This window comes from Paenibacillus macquariensis, from assembly GCF_900156375.1.
Taxonomy (GTDB): Bacteria; Bacillota; Bacilli; order Paenibacillales; family Paenibacillaceae; genus Paenibacillus_AQ; species Paenibacillus_AQ macquariensis.
The window spans coordinates 19,744-46,297 of sequence record NZ_FTNK01000013.1 but is presented as its reverse complement, the minus strand read 5'-3'; the positions used below and the strand labels follow the sequence as shown (position 1 = coordinate 46,297).

The 26,554-nt window shown below is 39.1% G+C and carries 27 protein-coding genes; 21 read left to right on the top strand and 6 right to left on the bottom strand.

Features of this window, described 5'->3' with window-relative positions; genetic code table 11:
• Positions 1-28: 28 nt before the first annotated feature.
• From BW961_RS20345 to BW961_RS20330, 4 genes are all read left to right on the top strand, one after another.
• Complete coding sequence (locus tag BW961_RS20345) at positions 29-922, top strand: carbohydrate ABC transporter permease (RefSeq protein ID WP_170878592.1); 894 nt, start codon at positions 29-31, stop codon at positions 920-922.
• 82 nt (positions 923-1,004) lie between these two features.
• Positions 1,005-2,675, top strand: a complete 1,671-nt coding sequence (locus BW961_RS20340; RefSeq protein ID WP_068591506.1) for an extracellular solute-binding protein — start codon at positions 1,005-1,007, stop codon at positions 2,673-2,675.
• 209 nt (positions 2,676-2,884) lie between these two features.
• A complete protein-coding gene (locus BW961_RS20335) occupies positions 2,885-4,465 on the top strand; it encodes a response regulator (RefSeq protein ID WP_068591508.1) in 1,581 nt (526 codons plus the stop codon).
• A gap of 16 nt (positions 4,466-4,481) precedes the next feature.
• Positions 4,482-6,260: a cache domain-containing sensor histidine kinase gene (locus BW961_RS20330; RefSeq protein WP_170878594.1), complete on the top strand. Its 1,779-nt coding sequence runs from the start codon at positions 4,482-4,484 to the stop codon at positions 6,258-6,260.
• Positions 6,261-6,353: 93 nt separating this feature from the next.
• Here BW961_RS20330 and BW961_RS20325 read toward each other — a convergent pair whose 3' ends face one another.
• Positions 6,354-6,539, bottom strand: coding sequence for a hypothetical protein (locus BW961_RS20325; RefSeq protein WP_068591509.1), 186 nt, complete (start codon positions 6,537-6,539; stop codon positions 6,354-6,356).
• Between the two features lie 152 nt (positions 6,540-6,691).
• Between BW961_RS20325 and BW961_RS20320 the strand changes: the two genes are divergently transcribed.
• Both BW961_RS20320 and BW961_RS20315 read left to right on the top strand, forming a co-directional pair.
• Positions 6,692-7,585, top strand: coding sequence for a cation diffusion facilitator family transporter (locus tag BW961_RS20320; protein WP_082867680.1), 894 nt, complete (start codon positions 6,692-6,694; stop codon positions 7,583-7,585).
• Between the two features lie 238 nt (positions 7,586-7,823).
• A complete protein-coding gene (locus BW961_RS20315) occupies positions 7,824-8,399 on the top strand; it encodes a hypothetical protein (RefSeq protein WP_082867681.1) in 576 nt (191 codons plus the stop codon).
• 84 nt (positions 8,400-8,483) lie between these two features.
• Here the strand turns inward: BW961_RS20315 and BW961_RS20310 are convergent, their stop codons facing one another.
• Complete coding sequence (locus BW961_RS20310) at positions 8,484-8,648, bottom strand: DUF1328 domain-containing protein (protein WP_076576970.1); 165 nt, start codon at positions 8,646-8,648, stop codon at positions 8,484-8,486.
• 274 nt (positions 8,649-8,922) lie between these two features.
• Here BW961_RS20310 and BW961_RS20305 point away from each other — a divergent pair, with 274 nt between their 5' ends.
• The 11 genes from BW961_RS20305 (at position 8,923) to BW961_RS20255 (ending at position 20,893) form a co-directional block, all read left to right on the top strand.
• Positions 8,923-9,411 carry a DUF948 domain-containing protein gene (locus BW961_RS20305; protein ID WP_068591511.1) on the top strand — a complete coding sequence of 163 codons (489 nt, stop codon included), beginning with the start codon at positions 8,923-8,925 and terminating at the stop codon, positions 9,409-9,411.
• A gap of 59 nt (positions 9,412-9,470) precedes the next feature.
• Positions 9,471-10,007 (top strand): hypothetical protein, encoded by a 537-nt coding sequence (locus BW961_RS20300; protein WP_068591513.1) that lies wholly within the window; start codon positions 9,471-9,473, stop codon positions 10,005-10,007.
• 79 nt (positions 10,008-10,086) lie between these two features.
• On the top strand, positions 10,087-10,425 hold the full coding sequence (locus tag BW961_RS20295; protein ID WP_068591514.1) for a YflT domain-containing protein: 339 nt from the start codon (positions 10,087-10,089) through the stop codon (positions 10,423-10,425).
• A 283-nt stretch (positions 10,426-10,708) separates the two neighbouring features.
• Positions 10,709-11,878, top strand: a complete 1,170-nt coding sequence (locus BW961_RS20290) for a PP2C family protein-serine/threonine phosphatase (RefSeq protein WP_068591515.1) — start codon at positions 10,709-10,711, stop codon at positions 11,876-11,878.
• The gene (locus tag BW961_RS20285) at positions 11,875-15,561 is read left to right on the top strand and encodes a response regulator (RefSeq protein WP_068591517.1); all 3,687 of its coding nucleotides are present in this window, start codon (positions 11,875-11,877) and stop codon (positions 15,559-15,561) included. The genes BW961_RS20290 and BW961_RS20285 overlap by 4 nt, the downstream gene beginning before the upstream one ends.
• A 22-nt stretch (positions 15,562-15,583) precedes the next feature.
• The gene (locus BW961_RS20280; RefSeq protein ID WP_068591520.1) at positions 15,584-16,453 is read left to right on the top strand and encodes a CheR family methyltransferase; all 870 of its coding nucleotides are present in this window, start codon (positions 15,584-15,586) and stop codon (positions 16,451-16,453) included.
• A gap of 17 nt (positions 16,454-16,470) precedes the next feature.
• Entirely contained in the window at positions 16,471-18,102 is a 1,632-nt protein-coding gene (locus tag BW961_RS20275) for a response regulator (protein ID WP_068591521.1), read from the top strand.
• A gap of 80 nt (positions 18,103-18,182) precedes the next feature.
• A complete protein-coding gene (locus tag BW961_RS20270; RefSeq protein ID WP_068591523.1) occupies positions 18,183-18,518 on the top strand; it encodes an STAS domain-containing protein in 336 nt (111 codons plus the stop codon).
• 21 nt (positions 18,519-18,539) lie between these two features.
• A complete protein-coding gene (gene rsbW / locus BW961_RS20265; RefSeq protein WP_068591525.1) occupies positions 18,540-18,995 on the top strand; it encodes an anti-sigma B factor RsbW in 456 nt (151 codons plus the stop codon).
• Positions 18,992-19,762, top strand: coding sequence for a sigma-70 family RNA polymerase sigma factor (locus tag BW961_RS20260; protein ID WP_068591527.1), 771 nt, complete (start codon positions 18,992-18,994; stop codon positions 19,760-19,762). Before rsbW ends, BW961_RS20260 begins: the two co-directional genes overlap by 4 nt.
• Positions 19,763-19,903: 141 nt before the next feature.
• On the top strand, positions 19,904-20,893 hold the full coding sequence (locus tag BW961_RS20255; protein ID WP_068591529.1) for a magnesium transporter CorA family protein: 990 nt from the start codon (positions 19,904-19,906) through the stop codon (positions 20,891-20,893).
• Between the two features lie 93 nt (positions 20,894-20,986).
• Here BW961_RS20255 and BW961_RS20250 read toward each other — a convergent pair whose 3' ends face one another.
• The 3 genes from BW961_RS20250 to BW961_RS20240 form a co-directional block, all read right to left on the bottom strand.
• Positions 20,987-21,307: a DUF5665 domain-containing protein gene (locus BW961_RS20250; protein ID WP_068591531.1), complete on the bottom strand. Its 321-nt coding sequence runs from the start codon at positions 21,305-21,307 to the stop codon at positions 20,987-20,989.
• A gap of 103 nt (positions 21,308-21,410) precedes the next feature.
• Complete coding sequence (locus BW961_RS20245; RefSeq protein WP_068591533.1) at positions 21,411-21,818, bottom strand: YtxH domain-containing protein; 408 nt, start codon at positions 21,816-21,818, stop codon at positions 21,411-21,413.
• A gap of 51 nt (positions 21,819-21,869) precedes the next feature.
• Complete coding sequence (locus BW961_RS20240; RefSeq protein WP_068591534.1) at positions 21,870-22,127, bottom strand: GlsB/YeaQ/YmgE family stress response membrane protein; 258 nt, start codon at positions 22,125-22,127, stop codon at positions 21,870-21,872.
• A gap of 246 nt (positions 22,128-22,373) precedes the next feature.
• Between BW961_RS20240 and BW961_RS20235 the strand changes: the two genes are divergently transcribed.
• Entirely contained in the window at positions 22,374-23,108 is a 735-nt protein-coding gene (locus BW961_RS20235; RefSeq protein ID WP_068591536.1) for a pirin family protein, read from the top strand.
• Positions 23,109-23,197: 89 nt separating this feature from the next.
• Here BW961_RS20235 and BW961_RS20230 read toward each other — a convergent pair whose 3' ends face one another.
• On the bottom strand, positions 23,198-23,425 hold the full coding sequence (locus BW961_RS20230; protein WP_068591538.1) for a DUF1128 domain-containing protein: 228 nt from the start codon (positions 23,423-23,425) through the stop codon (positions 23,198-23,200).
• 187 nt (positions 23,426-23,612) lie between these two features.
• On the opposite strand from BW961_RS20230, the gene BW961_RS20225 reads away from it, so the two are divergent.
• From BW961_RS20225 to BW961_RS20215, 3 genes are all read left to right on the top strand, one after another.
• On the top strand, positions 23,613-24,407 hold the full coding sequence (locus BW961_RS20225) for an alpha/beta fold hydrolase (protein ID WP_068591540.1): 795 nt from the start codon (positions 23,613-23,615) through the stop codon (positions 24,405-24,407).
• A 204-nt stretch (positions 24,408-24,611) separates the two neighbouring features.
• Positions 24,612-25,262, top strand: coding sequence for a DUF6483 family protein (locus tag BW961_RS20220; protein ID WP_068591542.1), 651 nt, complete (start codon positions 24,612-24,614; stop codon positions 25,260-25,262).
• Between the two features lie 123 nt (positions 25,263-25,385).
• Entirely contained in the window at positions 25,386-26,501 is a 1,116-nt protein-coding gene (locus tag BW961_RS20215; protein ID WP_082867682.1) for a class I SAM-dependent methyltransferase, read from the top strand.
• Positions 26,502-26,554: the final 53 nt, after the last annotated feature.

Here is a 26,554-nt window from a genome sequence, read left to right as displayed (position 1 = left end):
ATGACACAAGTAAAGGAGGTACATGCTGATGCACGACACTAAAGGCGATCGTTTTATGGTCATATTCATCTATGCATTTCTAACTATTTTGGCTCTTACGACGCTTTATCCGTTTCTGAATGCGATTGCGGTCTCATTTAATCAGGGGTCAGATACTGCTAAGGGTGGGATCACACTTTGGCCACGGCATTTCACACTGGAGAACTACGCTATCGTTTTCAAGGATGAACGTTTAATGAATGGATTTTTCATATCTGTGTTACGTACAGTTGTTGGTACCATAACGGCAATATTGGCTACAGCTATTTTCTCTTACGGCATGTCGAAGAAAGAACTAGTAGGCCGTAAATATTATATGGTTCTGTGTATCATCACGATGTATTTCTCTGGAGGGCTCATTCCAACGTTCCTATTGATGCGTAATCTTCACTTGATGAACTCATTCTGGATATTCATTATTCCCTCGCTAATTGGCGTATGGAACATGATAATATTTCGTACCTTTTTTCAGGGGTTACCTGCAGGATTGGAAGAGTCCGCAAAGATGGATGGCTGTGGAAATTGGAGCACATTATTTCGTATCGTATTGCCGCTATCGGGTCCTGTCATTGCAACATTAGCGCTGTTTACAGCCGTGTCGCATTGGAACGAATGGTTCGTTGCTAGTATCTACATCTCTAAAGATGATTTGATGCCAATTCAGACGATCTTGAAGCAAATTCTAGCTTCCAATATCGTATCTGAGCAAACTGCTGGTTTGGACGCAGCGTCCTTGGCGCATATGCAGAAGGCGAAGACGATAACGAGTAAGTCTTTATCTATGGCGACAATGATGGTAGCCACATTACCAATTGTTTGTGTATATCCTTTCGTTCAGAAGTATTTCGTAAAAGGGGTACTCGTAGGTTCTCTGAAAGAGTAATAGGAATTAGGATTTAGTTGGTATTAGTTTGGAGCCTTGTGCTTTAAGCATAAATAAAGAGTTTGAAAGGGGAAATTAGGGGATGAATAAAAAAGTGAAGTTGGCTAGCTCTGTTTTGTCAACTGCTATGGCTCTGTCTTTAGTTGTTGGATGTGCTAGTAATAATGAGAAAGCTGAAGCACCGAAAGAACCAGCTAAAGAAGGTAACAAGCAAGAGACCAAAGCTGAGGAACCTCAGAAGTATGAACTAGGCAAGGAACAACTAGACATATCTTTATTTGGTGCTTATGACTGGTATACAATGAAACCTAAGTGGGGATCAGACGAAGTTACGAAATTTGTTCAAGATACTAAGAAGGTTACAATTACTGAAATTCCAAACGGAGGAAATGCTGTTCAGAAGCTGAATACAATGATTGCTTCTGGCGAACTTCCTGATGTGATTTGGGGCGAACGTGGTCCAGACGTAGAGCGCTTGCGAGAAGCAGGTATGCTTGTACCATTAGATGATTATATCGAAAAATATCCTAACTTGAAGAAATGGTTGGATCCACTAGCGCTTAATATGCTACGTTCACCAGATGGTAAGATTTATCAATTCCCTAACTGGTATACGAATCGTCCAAACGGTAATGCTGGTTGGGTTGTAAATAAGAAAATATATGCTGAGCTTGGTTCACCGAAGTTGGAAACAACGGATGATCTTTATTCATATTTGAAATTAGTTAAAGAGAAGTTCCCTGATGTTGTTCCATTTGAGTCTGACTTAGCAAAAGAAGGTCAAGGGATTGACCAAATTTTCTCAGCTTTCAAAGAAGACAATCTTAGCTTCACAAGATACTTCGCTGTACCAGAAGGCGATAAGATGACTTCAATCTACAAAGATCAAGGTTTCAGAGAATCTGTGGTTTACGCAGCGAAATTATTCCGTGAGAAATTAATGACTCAGGATGCGATGACGCAAACACGTGATCAAGTTCAAGAGAAACTTAACAACGGAAAAGTAGCGGTATATGCTTCGACTAACCCGACTACTTTTGCGATGGAAGCTAATTCTGCACTAGCGAAGGTTGATCCTGATGCAGGATACTTCATGGTTATGCCAATTCATAAAGAAGGATTGGATGTAAACAAGATTTTCCCAGGTACGTATAATAAACTTGGATGGAACGCAGCTGTTATCACTACAAGTGCTAAAGATCCAGAAGCAGTATTCGCATTCCTTGATTATTGGACTGGTAATGAAGGTATGACATTACAAATGTGGGGTCTTGAAGGTGGGTACTGGGATGGATTTGAGTCTGATGGCGTAACTCCGAAATTCACAGAGAAATACAAGACCGATAAGAATGGTTTGGCAGAATATCAGACTAAGATGGACCCATTAATGTGGGTAGGTAATACCGTATATGTTGATGATATTAAGGGTAAATTCGAATCAACATTGTCTGAAAGTGAACGTAACTGGTCTACTTACTGGCAGTACCAAATCACTTGGAAGACGCAAGGTGATGCAACTGAATTCATCAATCTATTCCCACAACCAGAAAGTGAAGAAGGCATAGCGTTCCAACGTGCTAAAGACATCTGGTTGAAGGTAAGAGCGCAGACTTTGTATGCGAAGACGGACGAAGAAGCTCTTGCCATGCTTGATAAAGCACATGAAGATACTATGAGTGCTGGATTTCAAGGTGTACTTGATTTCTATGCTACTAAATGGCATGAGAATCAAGCAATGATTAAAGGTCAGTAAGATGTAATGAGGGAAGGGGGCCCAACGGGTCCCCTTTTTTTAGGTGCAGCTGTCATGAGTATAGTGGTGGATTTGGATAACAATTTGTAATATTGACGAATTGTTTAATAGGAAAGTTGGAACTTTTATGTTTTATGGTTCCAAATGAAGCTTGAAAAGTTATACTTATGTATAGAACCTGATGAGCCTTTTAGGAGGGTTATGAATTCATGTATAAAGTACTGTTAGCAGATGACGAGCTTCTTGATTTAGAGGGAATGAAACAATTTATTCCTTGGACTGAGTTGGGGTTGGAAGTAGTAGGCGCTGTAAATAATGGATTCGCAGCTTGCGAAGTTATGGATAAGCTGTCCATTGATATTCTTGTTACAGATGTGAACATGCCTAATATGTCTGGACTGGAACTTGCTAGAATAGCTATTGATAGGAAACCAGATGTACGAGTTGTATTCGTAAGTGGTTATCAGGACTTTCATTATGTTAAACAAGCATTGTCATTGAAGGCATGCAGTTATGTGCTTAAGCCAATGGATGATGAAGAACTCATTGCATCGTTGCATCAAATTGTTCAGGATCTTCAAACAGAGGAAAAACGCAGGGAAGAGGAAGAGCAATATTATCATATGAAGCCGATGGCGAGAAATGATCTTCTGATTCGTTTGCTTCAAGGGGAGCTTACCTGGGAGCGACCTGATGGGATAGCGAAAATTGCTGTGTCCTATGGTTTGGATAAGCTGGCTGGACCACTTCGTACAGCTGTGTTGGAAATGGATGATTTGGAATGGATGCAGCATGGGGATATGCAATCTGCCTCTGGACAAAAACTTGAAGTATTACTGAAAGAAATAAATGAAGTGATCCTTGGGCACGAAATGGGGTATTGTTTCAGGTTGTCACGACAACGCGTAGCTGTTGTGATACACGGGCAAAGGATGAATGATAATATTCATGAAATATTTGAAGAAATAACCTCTAGGTTATCTTTTTCTGTGACGATTGGGCTTGGAGAGCCTGTCAAAGATGTGTCACAGCTCCCTATTTCATATAAACAGGCGCTAGAAGCCTTGGATGGTAAAATATTTTTTGGTAAGGGGGACGTCATCAACTATGAGGATGTCCGTAGATCACCAGAGTTAAGTGATGCTAAAACACTGGATATTCGTTTGGATGCCTTATTTAAAGCCATGTCTGAGTATGACTTAGTGGGTATTCATGATGAAATTGAAAATTTATTTCAAACCGAGTCAACGTTACGCTCAAGATTTACGATATATAATTTAGCTATGTACATTATCTTTAAGTTGGATCATTATTTACATACCTTGGATGAGGATTTGTTCGAAATGCTAGGGATAGAGCTTCACAGTCTCGATATCGTATTGAAATTTGAGACGATTGGAGATATCCGTTCTTGGTTAGTGCGCAGAGTATTTGAGATTTCAGAAAAGATACGTCAAAGAAAAAACTCAAAAAATAGCAAATTAATTCGAGAGATTATGAATATTTTGAGGGAACGAATACATGAGAATATTACACTGAAGGATATTGCTCAGCAATTTTTGTTTTCTCCTAATTATCTGGGACATTTATTCAAAGAAGAGGTTGGTAAAAGTTTCAGTGAGATACTGACAGGCATGAGAATGGATCGGGCGCGCGAATTACTTAAAGATCCGACTCTGAAAATATATGAAGTTGCAAATCTGGTGGGATATAAATATATACCATATTTCAGTAGGCAATTTAGAGAAGCCTATGGTATGACGCCAATGGATTTCAGAAAAAGAGAGTAACGACGGAGGAAATATGATGCAAATTCAGGTGAAAGCGAAGAAGTCAAAGTATATTCCATTTGGCTACAAGTTGATGTTGACTTATCTAGTGTTTGTTATTATACCTGTTATTGCTATTGGTTTCTTCTCTCATAATATGTATCAAAATTCTATGCGTGAGCAGACGAGGAGTAACATTCAGGGAACGTTGTTACAAACTCGGGATAATATCGAATATAAGATGTCAGATGTTGAAAGAGTATCTTCGATGTTATATGAGGATTATTTTCTAAATTTACAGCTTCGCATTATTGACGAAGGCTGGGATCGTTATGAACGCATGACGAAGATTATCTTACCTAAGTTTGATATTGCCATTAATGCAACTGGTGTGAATATAGCGATGTACTTGTTTTTACATAATGAAAATTTTAATGAAGTGTACACGGGTTCCTTCACGAACGAAAATCCAGTGTTATTAGAACGTGACTATAATTTGTATCATATCAAGCGAATCGAGGATAAATCGTGGTATAAGAATTTTCCGAAGGAGGAATATGGAGGAACAAAGATTTGGGAAAGGGTAGAGCGTGATCAAGATTTTAATCGAATTTCGCTACTCCGTCGGTTAGTGGATAATAGTCGTCCTATGAGTTTGAAAGAAATAGGATTTATGAGACTAAGTGTTAGTATTGAGGAGCTCTTTCAGTCGGTTGACTATCGCAAAATTGGTGAAGGAAGCATATTGGCTATCAGAGATGGGGATGGGGAAATTTTACATCAGTCTGGCGTCATGCCCAATGATTTCGCGAATGATACGATTCAAGACGAGAGGTACATGATGATTACGGAAAGTATGAGGGGAACGCCTTGGGAGTTAGTGGCCTACGTCCCCATGACCATTATGGAGCGTGACTCTGCAAAAGTGCGAATGTTCATCATTCTGCTATGTATCCTCTGTTTGATTGTATTCACGATAGCAGGGATGTTTATCTCGCGGTATTTCTCCATTAGAGTAACCAAAATAGTATCTGTGCTGAATGCGTTCCGCGAAGGAGATTTACATAAGCGTATGGGTTACAAGGGCAAAGATGAATTCTCACAGATTGCTCTGGCACTCAATGAAATGGGGCACAATATTGATCATCTGATCGGACAAGTCTATGTGACACAAATTGAGAAGAGGGAGTTAGAGCTAGAGTCCCTGCAAGCCCAGATTAATCCGCACTTCCTGTATAACACACTTTCTTCGATTAGTAGGTTGGCCAAATTTGGTGAGATTGATAAGCTACATCGCATGGTTCTAGACTTAGCCAAGTTTTATCGGCTTTCACTCAATGAGGGTCGGACAGTAATTCCAGTGCGAAGTGAATTGGAACAGGCTGAAGCTTATATAAACATTCAGACTACTAAGTTTGGGGATGCAGTGTCCATCTATTTCGATATAGATCCTGAGATTATTAAATATGTAACCATTAAATTAATCTTACAACCTTTTATCGAGAATGCCTGTGAACATGCATGGTTTGGAGACTCGATTCATATTCGAATTGTGGGAGAACTGGAAGGGAATAATATCATATTTAAAATTATCGATGATGGCATTGGGATGTCACCGCTATTAATCAAACAAATTTTTGATCCTGTTGAAGGATTGAATACGGGGTATGGCATCCGTAATGTGAATAGTCGGATTCAGTTACACTTTGGTCCACAGTATGGTGTGACCATCGGTAGTAGGCCAGGTATTGGGTCCACAGTAAGAATCGTCATCCCGGCGCAGCTTCCAGACAGAAGAGCTAAGACAGATGAATAGAGTTGTCAAATAGCCAATACATTGTTAAAGAAAAAGATGGATCCTAATAATTTAGGATCCATCTTTTTCTTATTGTGTTCTATCTAAGGAAAGTTACGAAGAACCCGCACGACGACGTTGGGTAGTCGGCTTGGTGTTGTTCTGATTTTTTAATTGCTTAGCAGAACCGGCTTGAAAGGTATTCGTTTGACCTGAGGCAGACTGTTGTTTCTTCTGATCCAGTTTTCTTCGAATGGCATCAGCCAGACTAACTTTTTTTAATTCTTTATTTTCGCTCATGTGAAAACCTCCCTTTGGGCGTGTGTCTTTATTCTAATCGTTTTTAATTATCTCTACAAGGGGGAGTATGTTCAGGATCCCGATGAAGACTATTTCGTTACTCTCCCTCAAGAAGAATACGTTTATTCGGATAAGGAAAAGATGGTTGATAAATGCAAATGAAGGAGTTGTACAATGGTTTGGATATTTATGAAGAGATACGTAAAGGCGAAAGAGGAGCATGGGTTAGTATTGCGGCCTATCTCCTATTGTCTGCATTCAAATTAGTGAGTGGCTATGTATTTGCTTCAAGTGCTTTAGTGGCGGATGGTGTCAATAACGTAACTGATATCGTTGCATCCGTAGCTGTGTTAATAGGTCTACGTATCTCACAGAAACCACCGGACTCGGATCATGCCTATGGACATTTCAGGGCTGAGACGGTGGCAGCGCTCATAGCTTCTTTTATTATGGCTATGGCTGGTATTCAGGTGATAGTAGAAACGATACGGACACTATGGAAAGGTGAAAAGATGGAGCCTCCGAACTTGTGGTCTGCTGGGGTGGCTCTCGTATGTGCAGTTGCGATGTTTGGAGTATACCTGTACAACCGTCGATTAGCTCGGCAAATCAATAATAATGCTTTGATGGCCGCAGCCAAGGATAATCTGTCCGATGCTATGGTAAGTGTGGGGGCAAGCGTTGGGATTGTCGGGGCACAATTTGGATTGGCATGGATTGATAGCATAGCAGCATTTATGGTGGGAATCATCATTTGTATTACGGCATGGAGTATTTTTAAGGAGAGTACCTATAGTCTAACGGATGGATTCGATCAGAACCAAATCATGGACTTACGAAGTACTATAGCAAGTGTTCATGGTGTGGAAGGAATCAAGGATGTGAAAGCGCGTGTTCATGGTAGCCATGTACTTGTCGATGTGGTGGTTGAGGTACAACCGAACCTGAGTGTATCGCAAGGACATGAGATCACAGATCGAATTGAAGAACAAGTGAAGAAAGAGCATAACATTATGCAAGTCCAGATTCATGTAGAGCCCAAATAGTAAGAGCTGTGTTAGTAGCCAGTGGTTGAGTTATGATTTATGAAATTGAAAAAAAGGGTGTTTTCCAATAGGGAAGACACCCTTTTAGGTTGCTAAGCCGTGCTGTAGGAAGAGTAATGGTATCGCCTTTAGTGATAAAAGGTTCTAATACTGTTATAGTTGAAGGATAAGAATAGATAGTAAATACGCCCTTTAGTAGGGTGATTCATATCATTTGTTGTTTGAAAGGGGAGAGATTATGAGGATTGTTAGACGACTGTTTCTACTATTCCTTTTATTGGTTATCGCTCTGATTGTTGCAGTTATAGTCTATATCAGACCAGATAAAGCACTAGATATGAGCTATGAACCAGTAGATATGAAAGTTAAAGTATGGAACATGGTGAAGGATAAAGTACCTGAAATTGAATTGACAAGCGAGGAATTAAATAATCTCGCTAAGAAGAAAATGGTAGAGGTTCTCAATACTACTAAGACAAGCGTAGAAGTAACTGGGGCAGAATTTATCATTCATGGCGATGAAGTGGAAGCCAAATTGAATGGCAAGTGGGGCATGCTTCCTTTTGGAGTGACGTTATTCTTTCATATGGAATCTAGTGGGAGTAATCTCATTTTAGAGCACATATCGACCCAAATTAAACAGGTTACGATTCCTAATTCAATGTGGTCGTTAGAACCCATTACGTTCTCATTAAAGGAACATATACCGAATATTGTGGACATCGATCAAGTTGATTTTAAAACAGATAGCATCAGTCTTACTTTTAAAATAGATTGGTCATTAATCCCGCAATTTCTACTTGATTTTAAATAACGCAAATATCATAGAACCCCAAATCGCTAATTAGCAACTTGGGGTTCTATGATATTTAAACCTTGTTCATATCGCTTAATACGGTTATAAATTCCTTGATCGACCAGTAAAGAGCGAAATAATAAAGAGTACGATAAAGATAAAGAAGAGTACTTTCGCGATCGAAGTTGCTGCTGCAACGATACTGAAGAATCCAAATATTCCTGCAATTACTGCAATAATTAATAATATAACAGACCATCTCAACATGTTCAGTCACCATTCTTTCTTAATAATTTTGTTCTGCCTAGGATATTTTCTCGGTATCCTTCATATGGATAGGAGAATTCTTTGTCGTCTAATGGGGTTGTTGCATCCTTGTATTTGGTATTTAACCTAGCCATAAATGAATGAAACATCCAGAATTGAATGAATTGTAATAGCTATTTCAAATGAGTCGAGACCTGTTTCGCACTTTTAAAGAACGGGTAACTAAGAGCAATGAACCATTTAAATTCAGAACATACGAAGGAGCGATTTAACTATGATCGAAATCAGTGTCGTTATTATAGCTGTTGCATTTGCAGTACTTGTTGTATTTCTTATTAATACGTTAAGAGCAGCTACGAAATCATTAGAGAAAACAACTCAGACATTACAGGAAGTTCAGAAGACAATTGAAGAATTAGGCTATGAAGTGAAGCAAACCGTCAGACACGCTAATGACATTACCGTTGATTTACAAGCGAAGATGAAACAAATTGATCCGGTGATAGAATCTGTACACAATCTTGGAGAAGTATTAAGTGAAGTCACATATGCAGCTAAGCAACTATCGAGTACTGTGATGGATAAAATGACGAAAAAAAATAACAACAATACACCGCCTGCATCTAACATCCCACCAAGTACGGCTGAACAGCGGACAGTGAATTCTTATGCAACAGTTAACGAGACGAAGGAATCAAAGGCAACAAGTTGGGTGAAGTACGTTGATGTTGCAGCTAGCATATGGCAGAAGTTTCGCCGTTAAGGCGATTTTGAAAATGTAAGGTAAATCATCCAATAAGGTATTCAGAAAGGGTGAGGAACATGTTTCAGTTAATAATGATGTTGATAGGACTGCTTGCTCCTTTTTCTGGATCGCCAATGGATGAAAATATGAACAAGCTATCGACCTCAGTGACGGTACAGCATGCTATCTATAAAGTGTCGGATAATGGCCATTATGATCAACCACTGATGAGTACCGAGCCATTTGAAACAGTTAATGATATTTCTTTATGGGATCGTAAAGAGGAACTTTTTAATAAGAAGGGTGAGGCTTTGCAAGTCAACGAGATCCTCATTACAGGATGTACTGAGTATGTATATGATGAAATGACCGTTGGAATCTGTGATGATTTGGTGAGTTATGTTCACGTAGACGCTGGCGTCGGAACATTTAGAGTTAACGGAATAGATATCACTATAAGTGAGAAGGAAATGACTGATACTTTAGGTACACCTCAATTTTATGCAGAAGATGGAGAGGTATATATCAGAGGCGGACAGGCGATTAAAGTATATAAGGATTCCTTGACGGGTACAATTCAAGGTGTCGACTTTTTTGATGAAAGTTCTTCCTGAAAGTTATTCTTGTGATTCAGTTACTCTCTTAAAGGGTAATAGAATAACGAGGCAGAAACTTTAAAGGAGAGTGAGAATAATGGATTCAACTCAATTAAATTCTTATGCTAAAGTGGTTGATAATGGTGTTAAAGCGGTAGATGAGGTTAAGCAATTGCATAGTTCGGGCTATGTGTATGATAATATTTTCGTACTTGCACATGATGAAGAACGTACAGATCGTATTGCAAATGTAGCAAATGCTAATGAGATTGGTATCAAAGAAGAAGGCGTATTCGATTCACTTGCTAATTTATTTCGCTCCCGCGGCGATGAGCTTCGAGCTAAGATTACTTCTCTAGGATTTACAAATGCAGAAGCTGATTTCTACGAAAAGGAATTAGATCTTGGTAAAGTTCTTATTATTGCCAAAAGATAAGGAAAATCAAATAGATTGCTTACATGTGCTTTAAACATAGATAAGGAATGGGGGGATAAGCTCCATTCCTTATCTATGTTTTTTGGGACATATGAACATAAGGGGATAAAAAGGGGATAATAACTCCAGAATAAAAAAAGTTCCCTCTAAATGAAGCGGAATTTTAGTATATAGTAATAATAGTATGTCTATTTATAGACGAATGAAATATTAAGAGTGAAATGGCTTTTCCATCTATCTTATAACTTCGCTATTTCGTTATTATGAACCCAAGGAGCGAACTATGACTATATTAATTGTTGATGATAATCCTACGAATGTCATTATAATACGTGAGATATTAAAGAAAGAAAAGTATTTAGATACCCTGACTGCTGCGTCTGCTAGAGGCATGTTTGAGTATCTTGAAATTGGAAATCATCTTGCTGGGGTTGTACCTAAGAAGACCGATATTGATCTTATTCTTCTAGATATGATGATGCCTGAAATGGATGGTATCGAAGCATGTCGTGTTATCCAGCAATATACACACCTAAAAGATATTCCGATCATCATGGTTACAGCCGTGGGGGATTCTAAGAAACTCGCTGAGGCGTTAGATAGTGGAGCCATAGATTATGTTACAAAACCGATTAATAAAGTAGAACTCATGGCCAGAATTCGTCTAGCATTACGACTAAAGAAGGAGAACGATTGGCACAAGGAGCGAGACCAACGTATCCAGGAAGAACTTAGATTGGCTGCTTTAGTTCAGCAAGCAGTGCTTACTCCTCCAATTGAAGATGAATTATTTGAAGTGCACGCTCTGTATCAACCCTCAGCAGAATTAGCGGGTGATCTATATGCGTGGTATCCACTTGGGGATGGAAGATATGGTGTTATTCTACTAGATATGATGGGGCATGGAATTTCATCTTCACTAGTCTGTATGTTCGTTGCGTCAGTATTAAAGGATACGGTCACCACCTATGTCGAACCGGAGAAGGTCATTCAAGAGCTGAATAGACGGTTTAATCAATTGTATATTGAGAATGAGTTATTACAATATTACTTCACGGCCATATATTTAGTAGTGGATACACGTATGAAGAGAATTGACTATGTCAATGCGGGGCACCCCCCTGCGCTCTTTTTTCAAGAGAATGAAAGTGCAGAGATGTTACATCAAGTATGCTGTCCTGTGGGTCTATTTGATAAAATCGATGTAGAACAGAAGACTTTTTATTATGAAGGAAATAGTCATATCGCATTATATACAGATGGATTGATGGAGATTGTCGAAGGAGACCATGATGAGCAAATGGCCTTTTTATGTGGACATATAGAGGGGAATCATGACTGGGATGAGAGCGCAATGCGTCAAGCATTTTTTAATAGTGAATTAAAGAATGAACGAGATGATGATAAATGTTTGGTGTGGATATCACTTAAAGAAGGAGAGAGGCAAGGATGAAATTAAAAACAAAGCTATTGCTTGGATTTAGCTCTATGATGCTTCTCTTACTCCTATTGACAATGGTTGGATACGACCGTCTAGATTATATGAATAAGCAATTTAATAATGTCTATGAGGATAGATATATTAAGGTACGGAGCTCAACTGGGATGCGTGGTGAAGTTAATAAGGTATCCCGGTTTATGGCGAACCTACTCCTTAATGAGGATAAGAATGCCGCTCCGAGTGTAAAAGATCAACAAAATATAAATACATCGATTACGGATGCGGAGAATTACCTGAAGGTAATGGTAAATAGTAATAACAGTATTGAAGAGAAACAAATGTTAGACCGGGTACAATTGGCTTGGGCTCAATTTGATTCTTATCTAGATAAAGAAATGGTGTTATTATCCAAGGGGATGAAAGAGGAAGCCATTGCGTATCGAGATAACACGGGACTGCCAACACAACTGGAAGCATTAGAAAGTCTAAATGTGTTGGCTACGTATCAGGATCGAATGGTTGACGAAGCAACAAAAAATGCGAATGCTGAATACAACCGTTCTATTCAAATAACGACGATTATTATGGTTGTAGGACTGATGTTAGGTTTGGGTATTATTATGTGGATTATCCCGAGCATTACTAAAGGACTTAATACCGTTAATATGATGATCAAGAGCTTCGGTAAAGGTCATATAAGAACCATTCGACGTCTGAAAGTAACTTCTAAGGATGAGATTGGTGATGTGGCACGGGTATTCATACAAATGGCTGAGGATATTGAGAAACAACAGGAATTGGAAAAGAGTTATCTAGAAGCTCAGAAGGATCAGAATTGGCTTAATTCTCATACAAGTCAAGTGACAGAGCTACTTCGTGGTGTCAATTCTTTGGAACAGATTTCTCAAACCTTTATTAATGAATTCACACCCGTCTTGGGAGCTCATTATGGCGCAGTGTATATTCAGGGAGATGACAAACGACCTAATCGTCTATTCCAATATGGGGCATACGCTGGCTCTGTAAATGTAATGACGAAAGATTATATTGATATTGGGGAAGGACTAGTAGGACAGTGTGCATTGGATAAGAAACCGATCCATATTAAAGAAATCCCAGATCAGTATCTATCTATTCAATCTGGACTTGGAGATACATCACCTAGAAGTCTAATGATCTATCCAGTGCTCTTTGAAGATGAACTATTAGGTGTAGTAGAAGTCGCATCCTTGGGACAATTCACTTCTTTGCAGAGACAATTAATGTCCCAACTTACAGGTAACCTAGGTATTATCCTCAATAATATTCGACGTCGACTTAATGTAGAAGAATTGTTACGAGAATCACAGGCTTTGACGGAAGAATTACAGTGTCAATCAGAGGAATTACAGACACAGCAAGAAGAGTTACGTCGTTCTAATGAACATTTAGAAGAGCAGACAACAGCGCTCAAGAGGTCTGAAGGACAATTGCAGAGCCAACAAGAAGAGCTTGAACAATTTAATATAGAATTGATTGCTAAGTCACGTACGATGGAAGAGCAGATGCAAGAGTTGGAAGAGAAGAATTACCAAATTGGGAAAACGAGCGCTCAATTGGAACAACAAGCCGTACAGCTTGCTATTACTAGTAAATACAAATCAGAATTTCTAGCTAATATGTCCCATGAGTTACGTACGCCTCTTAACAGTCTTCTTATCTTGTCGCAGTTGTTGACTGAGAATAAAGGAGATAATTTAACGACTAAGCAAATAGAGTACGCCCAGACCATTTATATGTCGGGTGCAGATTTGCTGAAAATGATTGATGAAATTCTAGATTTATCCAAAGTCGATGCGGGTAAAATGGAAATTAATCAGGAAATGTTAAAGATCAAGGACTTAGAAGTATTTGTTCAACAGAATTTCACGCCAATAGCTGATAAACGTCAAATCGCGCTCAATGTTCAATATGGAGATGAACTACCTGAAGAAATCTTGACAGATGAACATCGAGTGAAACAGATTCTACGGAATTTGTTTACAAATGCTATTAAATTTACAAGTAGCGGCTATATTAACTTTAGTATGAATCGAGTACTAGCAAGTGAACTTCCTAATGCGCTTAAGAAGGATGGAGAATATATTGCTCTATCTGTGAAAGATACCGGAATTGGGATTCCACAAGATAAATTAGGACTGATATTTGAAGCGTTTCAACAGGTGGATGGGACAACTAGCCGTAAATATGGGGGGACTGGATTAGGACTCTCTATTAGCCGTGAGCTTGCGGGTCTTCTTGGGGGCTACGTTGATGTTGAGTCGAAGGAGAGTAAAGGAAGTTGTTTCACATTGTATCTTCCGATAGATTCCTCTAGTGAAGTATTTTCAGGGGAAAAGGAAGCGGCTGCTTCTCATTCTGAGCCATTCATTACTAGCAGAATCCATCGAATTGATACAGATTTCATGAGCAACATGAAGGTTGAACTGAAGGAAGTGACGATAGCTCCTTTACAAGATGATCGCGACTTAATTGAAGAACAGGATAAGGTCCTGCTTATTATTGAAGATGACGTGAAGTTTGCAGGAATACTACTGGAGATGGCACGAGATCGAGGGTTTAAGACGTTACTTGCGACACAGGGAGATTTAGGTTTAAAGATGGCACAACAATACCTTCCTAGCGCTATTATTCTAGATATTCAACTTCCTGTGATGGATGGATGGTCAATACTAGGTGTATTGAAGAATTCTGCATTAACGCGACACATTCCGGTTCATATCGTATCTGTTGTGGATGATGTGAAGCAGGGATTAAGGATGGGCGCGATTGCATATCTTCAGAAGCCCTCTTCTAAAGATTCTCTTGAAAAGGCCTTTTCGTATATTGAATCATATACGGAGAATTCCCTGAAACATTTATTGATCGTCGAGGATGACCAAATACAGCGTAATGCTATTATTGAATTTATTGATCATGACGATGTATCGATTACGGCTGCGTCATCCGGTAAAGAGGCGCTACAAGAACTTCGTAAACAAAAATACGATTGTATGGTGTTAGATTTAATGCTGACGGACATGACCGGGTTTGAACTTCTTGATCAGATTCGAGATGATAAACAATTAGCAGATCTTCCTATTATTATTTATACGGGTAAGGAATTAAATCATCAGGAAGAAATGATCCTACGGAAGTATACAGAGTCTATTATTATTAAAGATGTGCGATCCCCGGAAAGATTGCTAGACGAGACAACATTGTTCTTACATCGGGTCGAAGCTAACTTACCAGAGGATAAACGCGAAATATTACAAAAACTCCACAATAAAGAGACCCTATTTGAGAATAAAAAGATATTACTCGTAGATGATGATATACGCAACGTCTTTGCGCTATCTAGCGTACTGGAAAGTTACCATATGGAAGTTGTATTTGCCGAGAATGGAAGAGATGCTCTGGACATACTAGAGAAACAACCTGACTTTGATCTCATCTTAATGGATATGATGATGCCAGAAATGGATGGATATGAGGCTATGCGTCAGATCAGGCAAATCCCGGAATTCCAAAGGCTGCCTATTATTGCGCTAACGGCGAAAGCGATGAAAGAGGATCGTTCTAAATGTATTGAAGCAGGAGCCTCCGATTATGTGAAAAAACCGATACAAACCGAACAACTACTATCATTAATGCGCGTATGGTTGTATTCGTAATAACAAGAGAGTAGGTAATGTAATGACTTCGTGGAATAGTCCTGAGGATGAGCATTCACTAGTGAACTCGGTAGACTCTGAAAGAGAGCACATTGAACTCGAGCTGTTGTTGGATGGGATGCACCGTATGTACGGGCACGATTTCAGGAATTACGCACAGGCTTCTTTAAAGAGGAGAATATGGAATTTCATCAAGATGAATAACTTTCGAAATATTTCTTCTCTTCAAGAGAAAGTTCTCCATGACCGCTTAACGTTTGATCGTTTAGTCCATAATATATCTATTCCTGTTACAGAGATGTTCAGGGATCCTGAACTATTTAAGTCATTCCGAGAAAATGTGGTTCCAATTCTTCGAACCTATCCATATATTCGGATTTGGCATGCGGGATGTTCCACGGGTGAAGAAGTATATTCTATGGCTATTCTTTTGTATGAGGAAGGTCTATATGATAAGACACGTATTTATGCAACAGATATGAATAGCCAATCGTTAAAGCAAGCGCAGAGTGGCATATTCGGAATTGAGAAAATGAAGTTGTATACGAAGAATTATATAAAAGCGGGTGGGTCCCGTTCATTTTCCGAATACTATACAGCGAAGTACAATTCGGTTATTTTCAAACCTTTTTTACAGAAAAATATGATTTTTGCAGAACATAATCTAGCAACGGATCGATCATTTAATGAATTTAACGTTATTTTATGCCGAAATGTGATGATATACTTCAATGATAAGCTTCGTGATCATGTTCATGAGTTATTTCACGAGAGTTTGAGTCGTTTTGGGGTTCTAATATTGGGTTCGAAGGAATCAATTCAACATACGAACTATGGAAGTTTATATGAACCACTAGATCGAGTGGAAAAAATATATCGTAAAATAAATTGAGAACGGAAGTGGAAAACATGGGGTTTCTCGAACCCATTCATATCCTTTTGGTAGATGACCGACCAGAAAATTTACTTGCGCTCGAGGCTGTCCTTGAAAGTGAACAATATCATCTTAAAAAGGCAACTTCCGGGGAAGAGGCACTGAGATGCCTTTTGAAGAATGAATTTGCTGTGATTATTATGGATGTGCAAATGCCTGGATTGGACGGAATTGAAACCGCTAAATTAATTAAAGCAAGAGATAAGTCGAAAGATATTCCCATCATATTTATTTCAGCGAATAGTAAAGAGGCGGAACATCTTTTTGCGGGTTACTCAGCTGGAGCTATTGATTATATGGTTAAACCATTTATTCCGCAAATTCTGAAGTCTAAGGTCGATGGATTTGTGGAGATGTATGTAACTAATAAGAAACTTAAGACTCAATCGATGTTACTTCAACAGAAGACACGTGAATTAGAGAAAATGAATTATGAACTTGTTGTGGCGAAGGAAGCTGCAGAAATTGCTGCAAATGCAAAGACTGAGTTCTTAGCGATGATGAGTCATGAAATCCGGACACCGATGAATGGTGTTATTGGTATGATTGATCTTCTAATGGAGACTGAGCTACAAGATGAGCAGAAGGAATATTCTGAAATTATACGTAAGAGCGCAGATGCGCTTGTTACTGTGATTAATGACATCTTAGATTTCACCAAAATGGAATCCGGGAAGATGGAACTTGAGGAATACCCATTTGAGGTACAGGCTTGTGTTCAAGAGGTATTTAGTCTTATGGCTATGGAAGCAAGTAAGAAAAATTTGGAGTTGGTTTACTTTGTGGATGAAGATATTCCACAAGTGGTGTATGGAGACATGAACCGACTTCGCCAAGTTCTTATTAACTTGATTTCGAATGCTATAAAATTCACAAGTGAGGGTGGGGTATACCTTGTCGTGTCTCTTCAAGAGAGCGATCAAGAACACCTCACACTTGAATTTACAGTGAAAGATACCGGTATTGGACTCTCCAATGACAAAATAGATCAATTGTTCATCCCTTTTTCTCAATTGGATTCTTCCATGAACCGTAAGTATGGGGGTACCGGATTGGGCCTTGCTATATGCAAATCAATGGTTGAGATTATGGGTGGAGAAATTCATGCTGAATTGATGGATGAGGAGGGCGCTACCTTTATATTCAGTATAATAGTTCGCTATCTGAATGATGAGGAACGTAAATCATGCTTTGCAGATAATCTAGGTCTGCCTGTCACTAGAAAAGAGCAATTAGAAGCTAGCGTTCTCATCGTAGACGATCATCCCGTGAACCGAAAACTGATGGTAAGTATGCTCTACAAGATGGGGCTGTCTGCCGATATAGCGATAGACGGATTGCAGGCAGTTGATATGGTCAAGAATCATAAAGGATATGACATTATATTCATGGACTTACACATGCCTGTGATGGATGGGTTAGAAGCGACAGCAATGATACGTGAATTGATGTCATTAACGGATACGCAACCGATTATTATCGCAATGACAGCGAATGTGATAGAGGGCATTGAACTGCGATGTTCTGAGGCAGGGATGGACAATTATATCAGTAAACCAGTACAAATGAATCATGTAGAACAAACATTGTCGCTCTATCTGAAATGATTTTTAAGTAATTTGTTTCAAACATGATGAATAAGGGTTATGAATATTGGTAGTCAAAACAAATTCGGGAGAGAGTGTCTATGAATACAAATAAGAACGAGAAGTTTAATGCTACAACGGAATCGACCGATGGAACAATCACTGTTGTCCTTTCTGGAGAGCTGGATTTGTCTGTAGCTCCTGAATTTCGCTTAATGATGAAGCCAATAGTTGAGGATTCCAATCATGATCTTATTATCAATTTGAAGAATTTGAAGTATATCGATAGTACAGGTATTGGCATTTTATTATCTATATTAAAAGCACGACATGGTATGGGTTCACAGTTTCTTGTGGAAGATGTTCCTTCCCAAATTCAGAAGTTATTTGATATGACGGGTATTTCTAAGTTCTTTGCAACGAAAGAGAATTCCTAATAGGAAAGGGTCGGAAGATAAATGAATGGTGAAGCAGTTCAGAAAGTGGTAATTTCATTACCTGCCAGTGCTGATTATGTAGATATTGTAAGATTGAATTTGTATGGTATTGCCTCTAAAATGGGTTTTTCCTATGAGGATATCGAGGATATGAAGGTAGCTGTGTCAGAAGCTTGTAACAACTCTGTTCTATATGCTTATGGACAGGAAGACGGGACTGTAGAAGTTACTTTTGAAATAAACGGCGATTTATTATCTATTACTGTTAAGGATGAAGGGGAGAGCTTTGACAATCTAACCGCTCAAGGTGAAGGTAATACGTTACATGATAAAGAGTTGGATGACGTACAAATTGGAGGCCTTGGGTTTTATCTAATGCAGGCGCTAATGGATGATGTGCGCGTAGAAAGTCAAGCGGGTTGTGGCACTAAAGTAGTGCTTACGAAACGCATCATGAGAAGCGAGGAAACGGTATGAGTGACAATGTGACTCCCCCCGAGTCCATGAATGAGGTAGTGAGTCTGATCTGGGAATACCAACAGACACAAGATAATGAAATCGCGACCGTACTTATAAAGAAATTCAAGCCAATGGTAAAGATGGCAACGGGAAAGATATCTCGTAACCGTCCTGATCTGTATGAGGATTTATATCAAGTAGGTCAGATGGCTCTGATTCGTCTACTTAACCAATATGATATTAGTCTAGGGATTCCATTTGAGCCTTATGCTATGAAGAGTATCATTGGTCATATGAAGAACTATCTGCGAGATAAATCTTGGTATATTCAAGTCCCGCGAAGAATTAAGGAAAAGGGTGCTCTCGTTCAACGTGCTATTGATGAATTAAACATCAAGTTAGAACGCTCCCCCAATGTTCGAGAAATTGCCGAATACTTGGAGCTCACGGAAGAAGAGACTATAGAAGTGTTAGCAGGACGTGAATGTTATCATTATGTTTCATTGGACACACCGCTTTCACAGGAGGATTCAGGAACAACCTTGGGTGAACTCATTAGCTCCGATGTCAATGATTACGATTCACTTGAGAAACGTATGGATTTACAGCAGGCTTTAAGTCAACTTAAGGAACAGGAACAACAAGTATTATTATTCGCCTTCCAAGATGGTGAATCACAACGCGCGATTGCTCAGAAGTTAGGTATATCTCAAATGAGTGTGTCGAGGATTCAAAAGAAGGCCACGGAGAAGTTAAAAGAAATCATTACTAATTCTTCTTTATAAAAGGAACTTTATGAAGCAACAATACAAGACACAGATGAACCGTACCTTCGTCAGGACACGCTGATATTCTCTCGGAAGAATGAGAAGCGTGTCCTTTTTGCTACGGGGAGACAAAAAATATAGATAAAAGGAGGACTTCACTTGAAGAATGAACTCAGTAAGAGGCCGTCTAACTTGCTGTCTTTGCCGAGTGATTGGCAGTGGCATGATCTAGTAGTGGATGATTGGTTATCACCTGAAATTGAGAAGCTACGGGTGGATCATCCTCATGCAGTGGAGTGGCTTGATTTACTTCCACACCTTAAATCTAATTACATAAGCGTTCGATTTCCCGATGGTAAGAATTCGAGTATATTTGGAACGATAGAATATGCGATGAATTCAACAAAACAAAATAATAAACATAATAAACGTGAAGTGGAACGATTTCATTACTTTGTGTTCGAGAATACCCTTATCACGATTAATTTGGATAACCATACTTGGGAGGAAATGAATAAGGAGAACCGAATGATGATGTTGCAACAATGTCAGCATGCCATAGAGGGTTTATTTGTCATAGCTCGGACGGTCCTTCATTATCTTCATCAAGGGATGGATGTATTTGAATGTGATTTACGTGAGTTAGAACATCAAATGGAAAGAAATAATCATCGCTATTTAATGGATGAGATTTTAGATTCGCGATATGAATTGCTTTTTTGGAATAATCTATTTATTTCTTTTCAGGAATTAGTTGTAGCCTCTAAAGAGGCATATTATGAGGAGATCAAAGATAATCGACTTTATAATCAGTTATTCTATCGAGTAGATAGGATGGAGCGTTTATTTGTACATTACAATAAAGAAATAGATACTCTAATTTCGATTGATAACGCCGTTTCTGCCTTTCGAGGGAATGAGATCATGAAGACGTTAACGATATTGACAGCCGTATTTATGCCAGCCTCTGTGATTGGAGCCATCTGGGGAATGAACTTCGATACCATTCCATTCTCAACAATCCCATGGGGGTTTGCGGGGATGATTGCCATGATAGGATTAACAACCACAGTCATGTACTTATGGATGCGGAAGAAGGGATGGACGGGTGATCTACTTAAGACAAATTCAAGGGACAAACATGTGTAGGTTGACTTGAAATGATGATAAGAAATGGCCTGAAGATTCCTTTCGTAAGGATTTCTTCAGGCCATTTCTTATTGGATATGGATATAAATAAGTTCATTTATATGCGTCGATGTATTTCTGTAGGTCGCCCAGGTATTTACCTATCAGAGGCATATCAACGAAGACACTCAAGATAAACCCAAGAACTCCGAGTACAACAAAGGTCCCTACGGATAAACCAAGGCCGCGGGATAGACCTGCGGTGAAGTTCGTAATAATTCTTTTCTTGGGGTTGGTATAGTTCTCAATAATGTCTTTGAATTCAGCTTTATCAAGCATATTGGCAATTTGGTCAAGCCGAGAATTAAGATGTTTTACTTCATGTCTGAGCTCGAAAGGATGCTCATCGATATCATAATTTCTAATTTTCGTCATCGTACCATCCTCACTTTCACACATAAGAGCTTAACCGAATACCGGGCCGGTTGACGCACAAATAGCCAGCTTTGAAAGCCGGCTATTTGTGAGAACGAACGGCTTAAAGTTTGGTTTCGTTCAGTTCTTTTTGAACATTATGGGCTGCTTCAGTAGAAGAATCTTTGATTGCATTAGAAGCATTTGCTAATTCTTCTGATACATCAGAAACGGAACTCTTTACTGTGTCTACGATGTTCGTTGTACCTTCAACAACAATGTTAGCTACGTCAGTAGATTTGGTGGAGACATTCTTAGCGATTTCAGATGCCTTATCTGTCACAGCACAAGCAACTTCCTTTGTCTTATCGGTAACAAGAGATAATTTCTCGCTTAGATCTTCACGTAGTTGATTACCTGGTTTAGGTGCAAATAATAGAGCTGCTGCTGCACCGATTAATCCACCAATCAATGCTCCCTTAAAGAATGTACCATTACTTTGAACTGGATAGTTTTTTTCTTCTTGATTCATACTAAATCACTCCTCAGTTATATTTGTATTAGAATTAAGTATATCCTAGAATTAGGAAGCGCGTCGGAATAAACGGCTGAGTAAACCTAGCAGGAAGACAAAGATGGCTGTTCCCAAAATAGCGGGTGCGACTGCAAAACCACCAATTTGTGGACCAAAACTACCGAGCAACGAAGCTCCGATCCATGCTCCTACGAAACCAGCGATCATAGATCCTATTATGCCTCCTGGCATTTTATTACCTACCAGCGCATCGCCGATAAATCCGATAATAATTGCCATAACTATACTAATAATTAAACCCCACATAAGAATGACCTCCTTAGTATTGATTGTTATGATGTTGTCGTCTTGCTTACTTGGTATTTAAACTACAAAAGGGTGGATGAAACAAGGAAGAATGTTACGGTAGCTTTGTTCAAGGAGCATAAAGGATACATCTATAGGAAGTTATTCTTACAACATTTAAGGAATGATTGAAGTAATATAGCTGCGGGTAAGTATTGGTTATCAAATTCAAACCATTAACCTATTCACACTATGGAGGTGTATGTAATGATTAAAATCGTAACTTCAGCGGAACGTCATACTTCGGAGAAAGAGTGGATTCATAGCGAGTTTAGCTTTTCCTTTGCGGACTATGAAGATCCGAGTAATTCCCACTTTGGTTGTCTACTTGCCCATAATGATAATCAGTTACAACCACAGGAAGGCTTTAACAAACACCCACACCATGATCTGGAAATTGTAAGTTATGTCATCTCGGGGGAGCTCCAACATGAGGACGACATGGGCAACCAACACATATTAGAAGCAGGTACTGTGCAGGTGATGAGTGCAGGAACAGGATTACAACACGCGGAGACCAATCCCTCGACGACAGATCCTGTTCGTTTCTTGCAAATGTGGTTCCTGCCGTCTAGTCCAAATTTGGAACCAAGATGGGCGTATAGAAGTTTCCCTAAAGAGATGATGACAAATCAATGGCAACCTGTTGTGGTTGGACAAAAAGAATTACAGACAGAAGATCACTCTCCTTTGTCTATACAACAAGATGTAACGATTTACTTACCTAGTCTTGAGACAGGAAAAGAACTTATTTTTCCACAAAAAGAAGATAGGAGAACACACTTATTCCTTATTTCCGGACATTTGGAGATTCAATGTGATGAAGGAACCTTTCATTTAGAGCCTGGAGATGCGGCGCGAATTCACAAGGCATGTAATTTGAATATTAAAGGAAGTAGTAGTGAAGGGAAATCAGAATTTATACTTGTGGATCTTCCCTAGAACGGTTGATTGCTACAATATAAAGAAAGAAGGAGGGTATGCTTAACCATTATTTGATGGTTAAGCATACCCTCCTTCTTATGTAATCTTTAGGCTTGACGGCGTAAACGTCCGAGTTCCAACACAAGAGACTCCACTTCCGAAATGCTAAGGTTATTCTTTTTCATAACTAATTCATAGATATCTTGAATGTCTTCATACTGCTCTACTGAAAAGGCAGAAGATTGCATAGCTGCTCCACTTGCCATTCTTAATTTTGTTTTAATCTCTTCAATCATATATTCGATGTTCTCGGGCGTTTTATTTGATAAATCCATTAGATGGACCATCCTCTCTATATAAAAAATATGCTTCTTATATTGTAACATGTCTCATATGCTCACTACCATGTTCTATTGCTAAAGGTTCTATAATAAAGAAATCTTTATTAAAAGGTTTCAAGATCGTGTGATTTGATTAATAATACTTATTAGATGAAGATACGCAGAGAGAGAAGGATTGATTATGGAAAAAGTAATATGCGATGGAAATACTATTAGTTATAAGGATCAAGGGCAAGGCGAACCTCTAGTACTTCTACATGGATTTTGTGGTAGTTCAGAATATTGGGATCAAGTTGTTCCCTTATTATCAGATCGTTATCGTTGTATAGTACCGGATCTTCGAGGTCATGGATTGTCGGATGCCCCAATGGGTGCATATACGATTGAACAAATGGCTGATGACGTTATTCAACTGTTGGATGTATTAGAACTTCCCAAAGTGACGCTCTTAGGTCATTCATTAGGAGGATATATCACACTTTCAGTAGTCCAACGCTATGCAAATCGACTGAATGGATTCGGACTCATTCACTCTACAGCTTTCCCTGACAGTGAAGAGACGAAGGAGAAGCGTCTACTTGCAGTTAGTAACATTCAGGCGAATGGGATCACGCCGTTTGTCGACAACATGATTCCAACGCTCTTTGCTCCAGACCATGTAGGTGATCATCCGGAATGGATAAATTTAGCTAAAGAAATTGGATATAAAACACCTCCACAGGGGGCTTGTGGATCTGCAATGGCGATGCGTGAACGTCCGGATCGTCGTGATGTATTATCGGCATCGGTTCTTCCAGTATTACTTGTTGCGGGAGAAGAGGATGGGATTATCTCTCAAGAGAAGACCTTTACCGTCGACCAACCGAATGTGACTCAAGTTACGATTGCAGGTGTAGGACATATGAGTATGTTGGAAGCACCGGATCGGTTAGCTGCGACGATTATTACTTTTTTAGATCAGGTTCAATCTATTTAGTTCTCAATACAATAAATCATAGATTAGCCGGAGGTGATTGTGCCTTCGGTTTTTTGTGTGGCGAGATATTTCAAGAGGAGTGATTCACGTCAACCACAGAGGTAACTCGGAAAAAGGGTTGCTGGTATTGCTTGTGGGAATGACTTACAATTAAAGGCGGTAGAGAAAAGGTTTTGAAAATGGGAGATTTAAAGGAGGGTACATATGTTTCGTAAAGATTACATTCTCAGGATGGTTGAGGAAATGACCCAAATGATCTCCAAAGTGTTTGAATTAAAAAAAGAACGCAAATATACAGAGGCTCTTTGGGAAATAGATGAATTACTTAGTAAGGAGTATCCCTTGAATTCTCGGCTGTTGAATTCATTACCACCAGAAGAGATCACGGATATGTTTCGTTTTGGTGGGACGGTCGAATCCGATAAGTTGCAGGGTGCAGCGTATCTGCTAAATGAAGAGGGTAAGATATATATGGATTCTGGTCAAACAGATGAAGGTTTGACACGATTTATGAAATCATTACATCTATATTTGGTGGCGGATATTCATGGTGCGAATAAAGAGTTGATTAAGCTTACCGAACAAGTTGATAATCTCTTGAATCAGCTCAAGGACTACCGTCTTCCTCCGAAAACGGAAACCTTGTTGTTTCATTATCAAGAGGGTAATGGTCAGTATGCTGAAGCCGAGAATGCTTTGTTTCGTCTGTTAGAACAGGATGGAATAGATCCAACTGAGGGAATATCTTTCTACAATCGTCTTAAGGCTCAAGATGATGAAAGATTGGAGCAAGGCAGACTTCCACGGGTGGAAGTTATGGAAGGGTTATTTGAAATGCAGCGAAGATTCCAGTAATAATGATTTGGAGGAGTCAACCGAATATGTTATGGTAACGGATAAGACAACTTTTAGAAAGCGAGATGTACTCTTTTGGAATCCTTACGCAAACTTATTTCCCAGGTGATTAACGACTCTTCTATGATTACGGCCACGATAAGCCAACTTCGTAAGAAAGAAGGCATTTCATATACCAAAGTACAGATTAAACCGGTAGAGTTGAAAAAAGTACTTCATTACCAATTTGCTTATTACTACAGTAACAAGGTTGTCCACAAAAATGCTACAGAAGAAGAAGCTATAACGCTACTTGAAGAGCTTTTTGAGCAGACTTTTCGTCAAGGTATTATCTGTACATCTGAAGCTGATTATCAAATACTAATCAGTAAGAAGTTCAAAGTATCGATCTTGACCAAATCCCCTTCTAAGAGTGAAGTTGATTTGTCTCATAATCGTAAGAAGCAGTACGTTCTTGAAGAGGGACAACCGATTCCTTTTTTAGTAGAACTCGGAATTATGAACGAAGATGGCAAAGTGTTAGCCCGCAAATATGATAAGTTCAAACAAATAAATCGCTTTTTAGAAATGGTCGAGGATGTCCTTCCTAGCTTGCCAGAAGATCGTCCATTAACGATTGTAGATTTCGGCTGTGGTAAATCCTATTTAACATTTGCCCTGTATCATTACCTAGCTATTCAGGAACGAAGAACGTTGAATGTAGTTGGACTTGACCTGAAGGCGGATGTTATAGAACATTGTAATCTGCTTGCTAGCAAGCTTGCATATAACAATCTGAATTTCCTCGTTGGAGACATTGCTGACTATAATGAACTGGAAAAAGTGGATATGGTCGTCACGCTTCATGCTTGTGATACAGCAACAGATGCGGCGCTTGAGAAGGCTGTTCGTTGGGATGCCTCTGTAATATTATCCGTACCGTGTTGCCAACATGAAGTATTCACTCAAGTGAAGAACCCACTATTAGATCCACTTCTATCACATGGAATATTGAAAGAACGATTCTCTGCATTAGCGACAGATGGCGTACGAGCGAAGTTGCTAGATCTGATGGGTTATCGCACGCAACTTTTAGAATTTATTGATATGGAACATACACCGAAGAATATCCTCATTCGTGCCGTAAAAGGAGATAGTGGGGATCGTGCTCAGTTATGGAAGGAATACACGGATTTCCGTGACTTTCTTCATATATCTCCTTATTTAGAAAAGGTCTGTGCAGATCTTCTACCTAAATAGATTGAACTTGTGAGCATGAACTATATTTCAATCTATATCGTCTTCTAATAGGC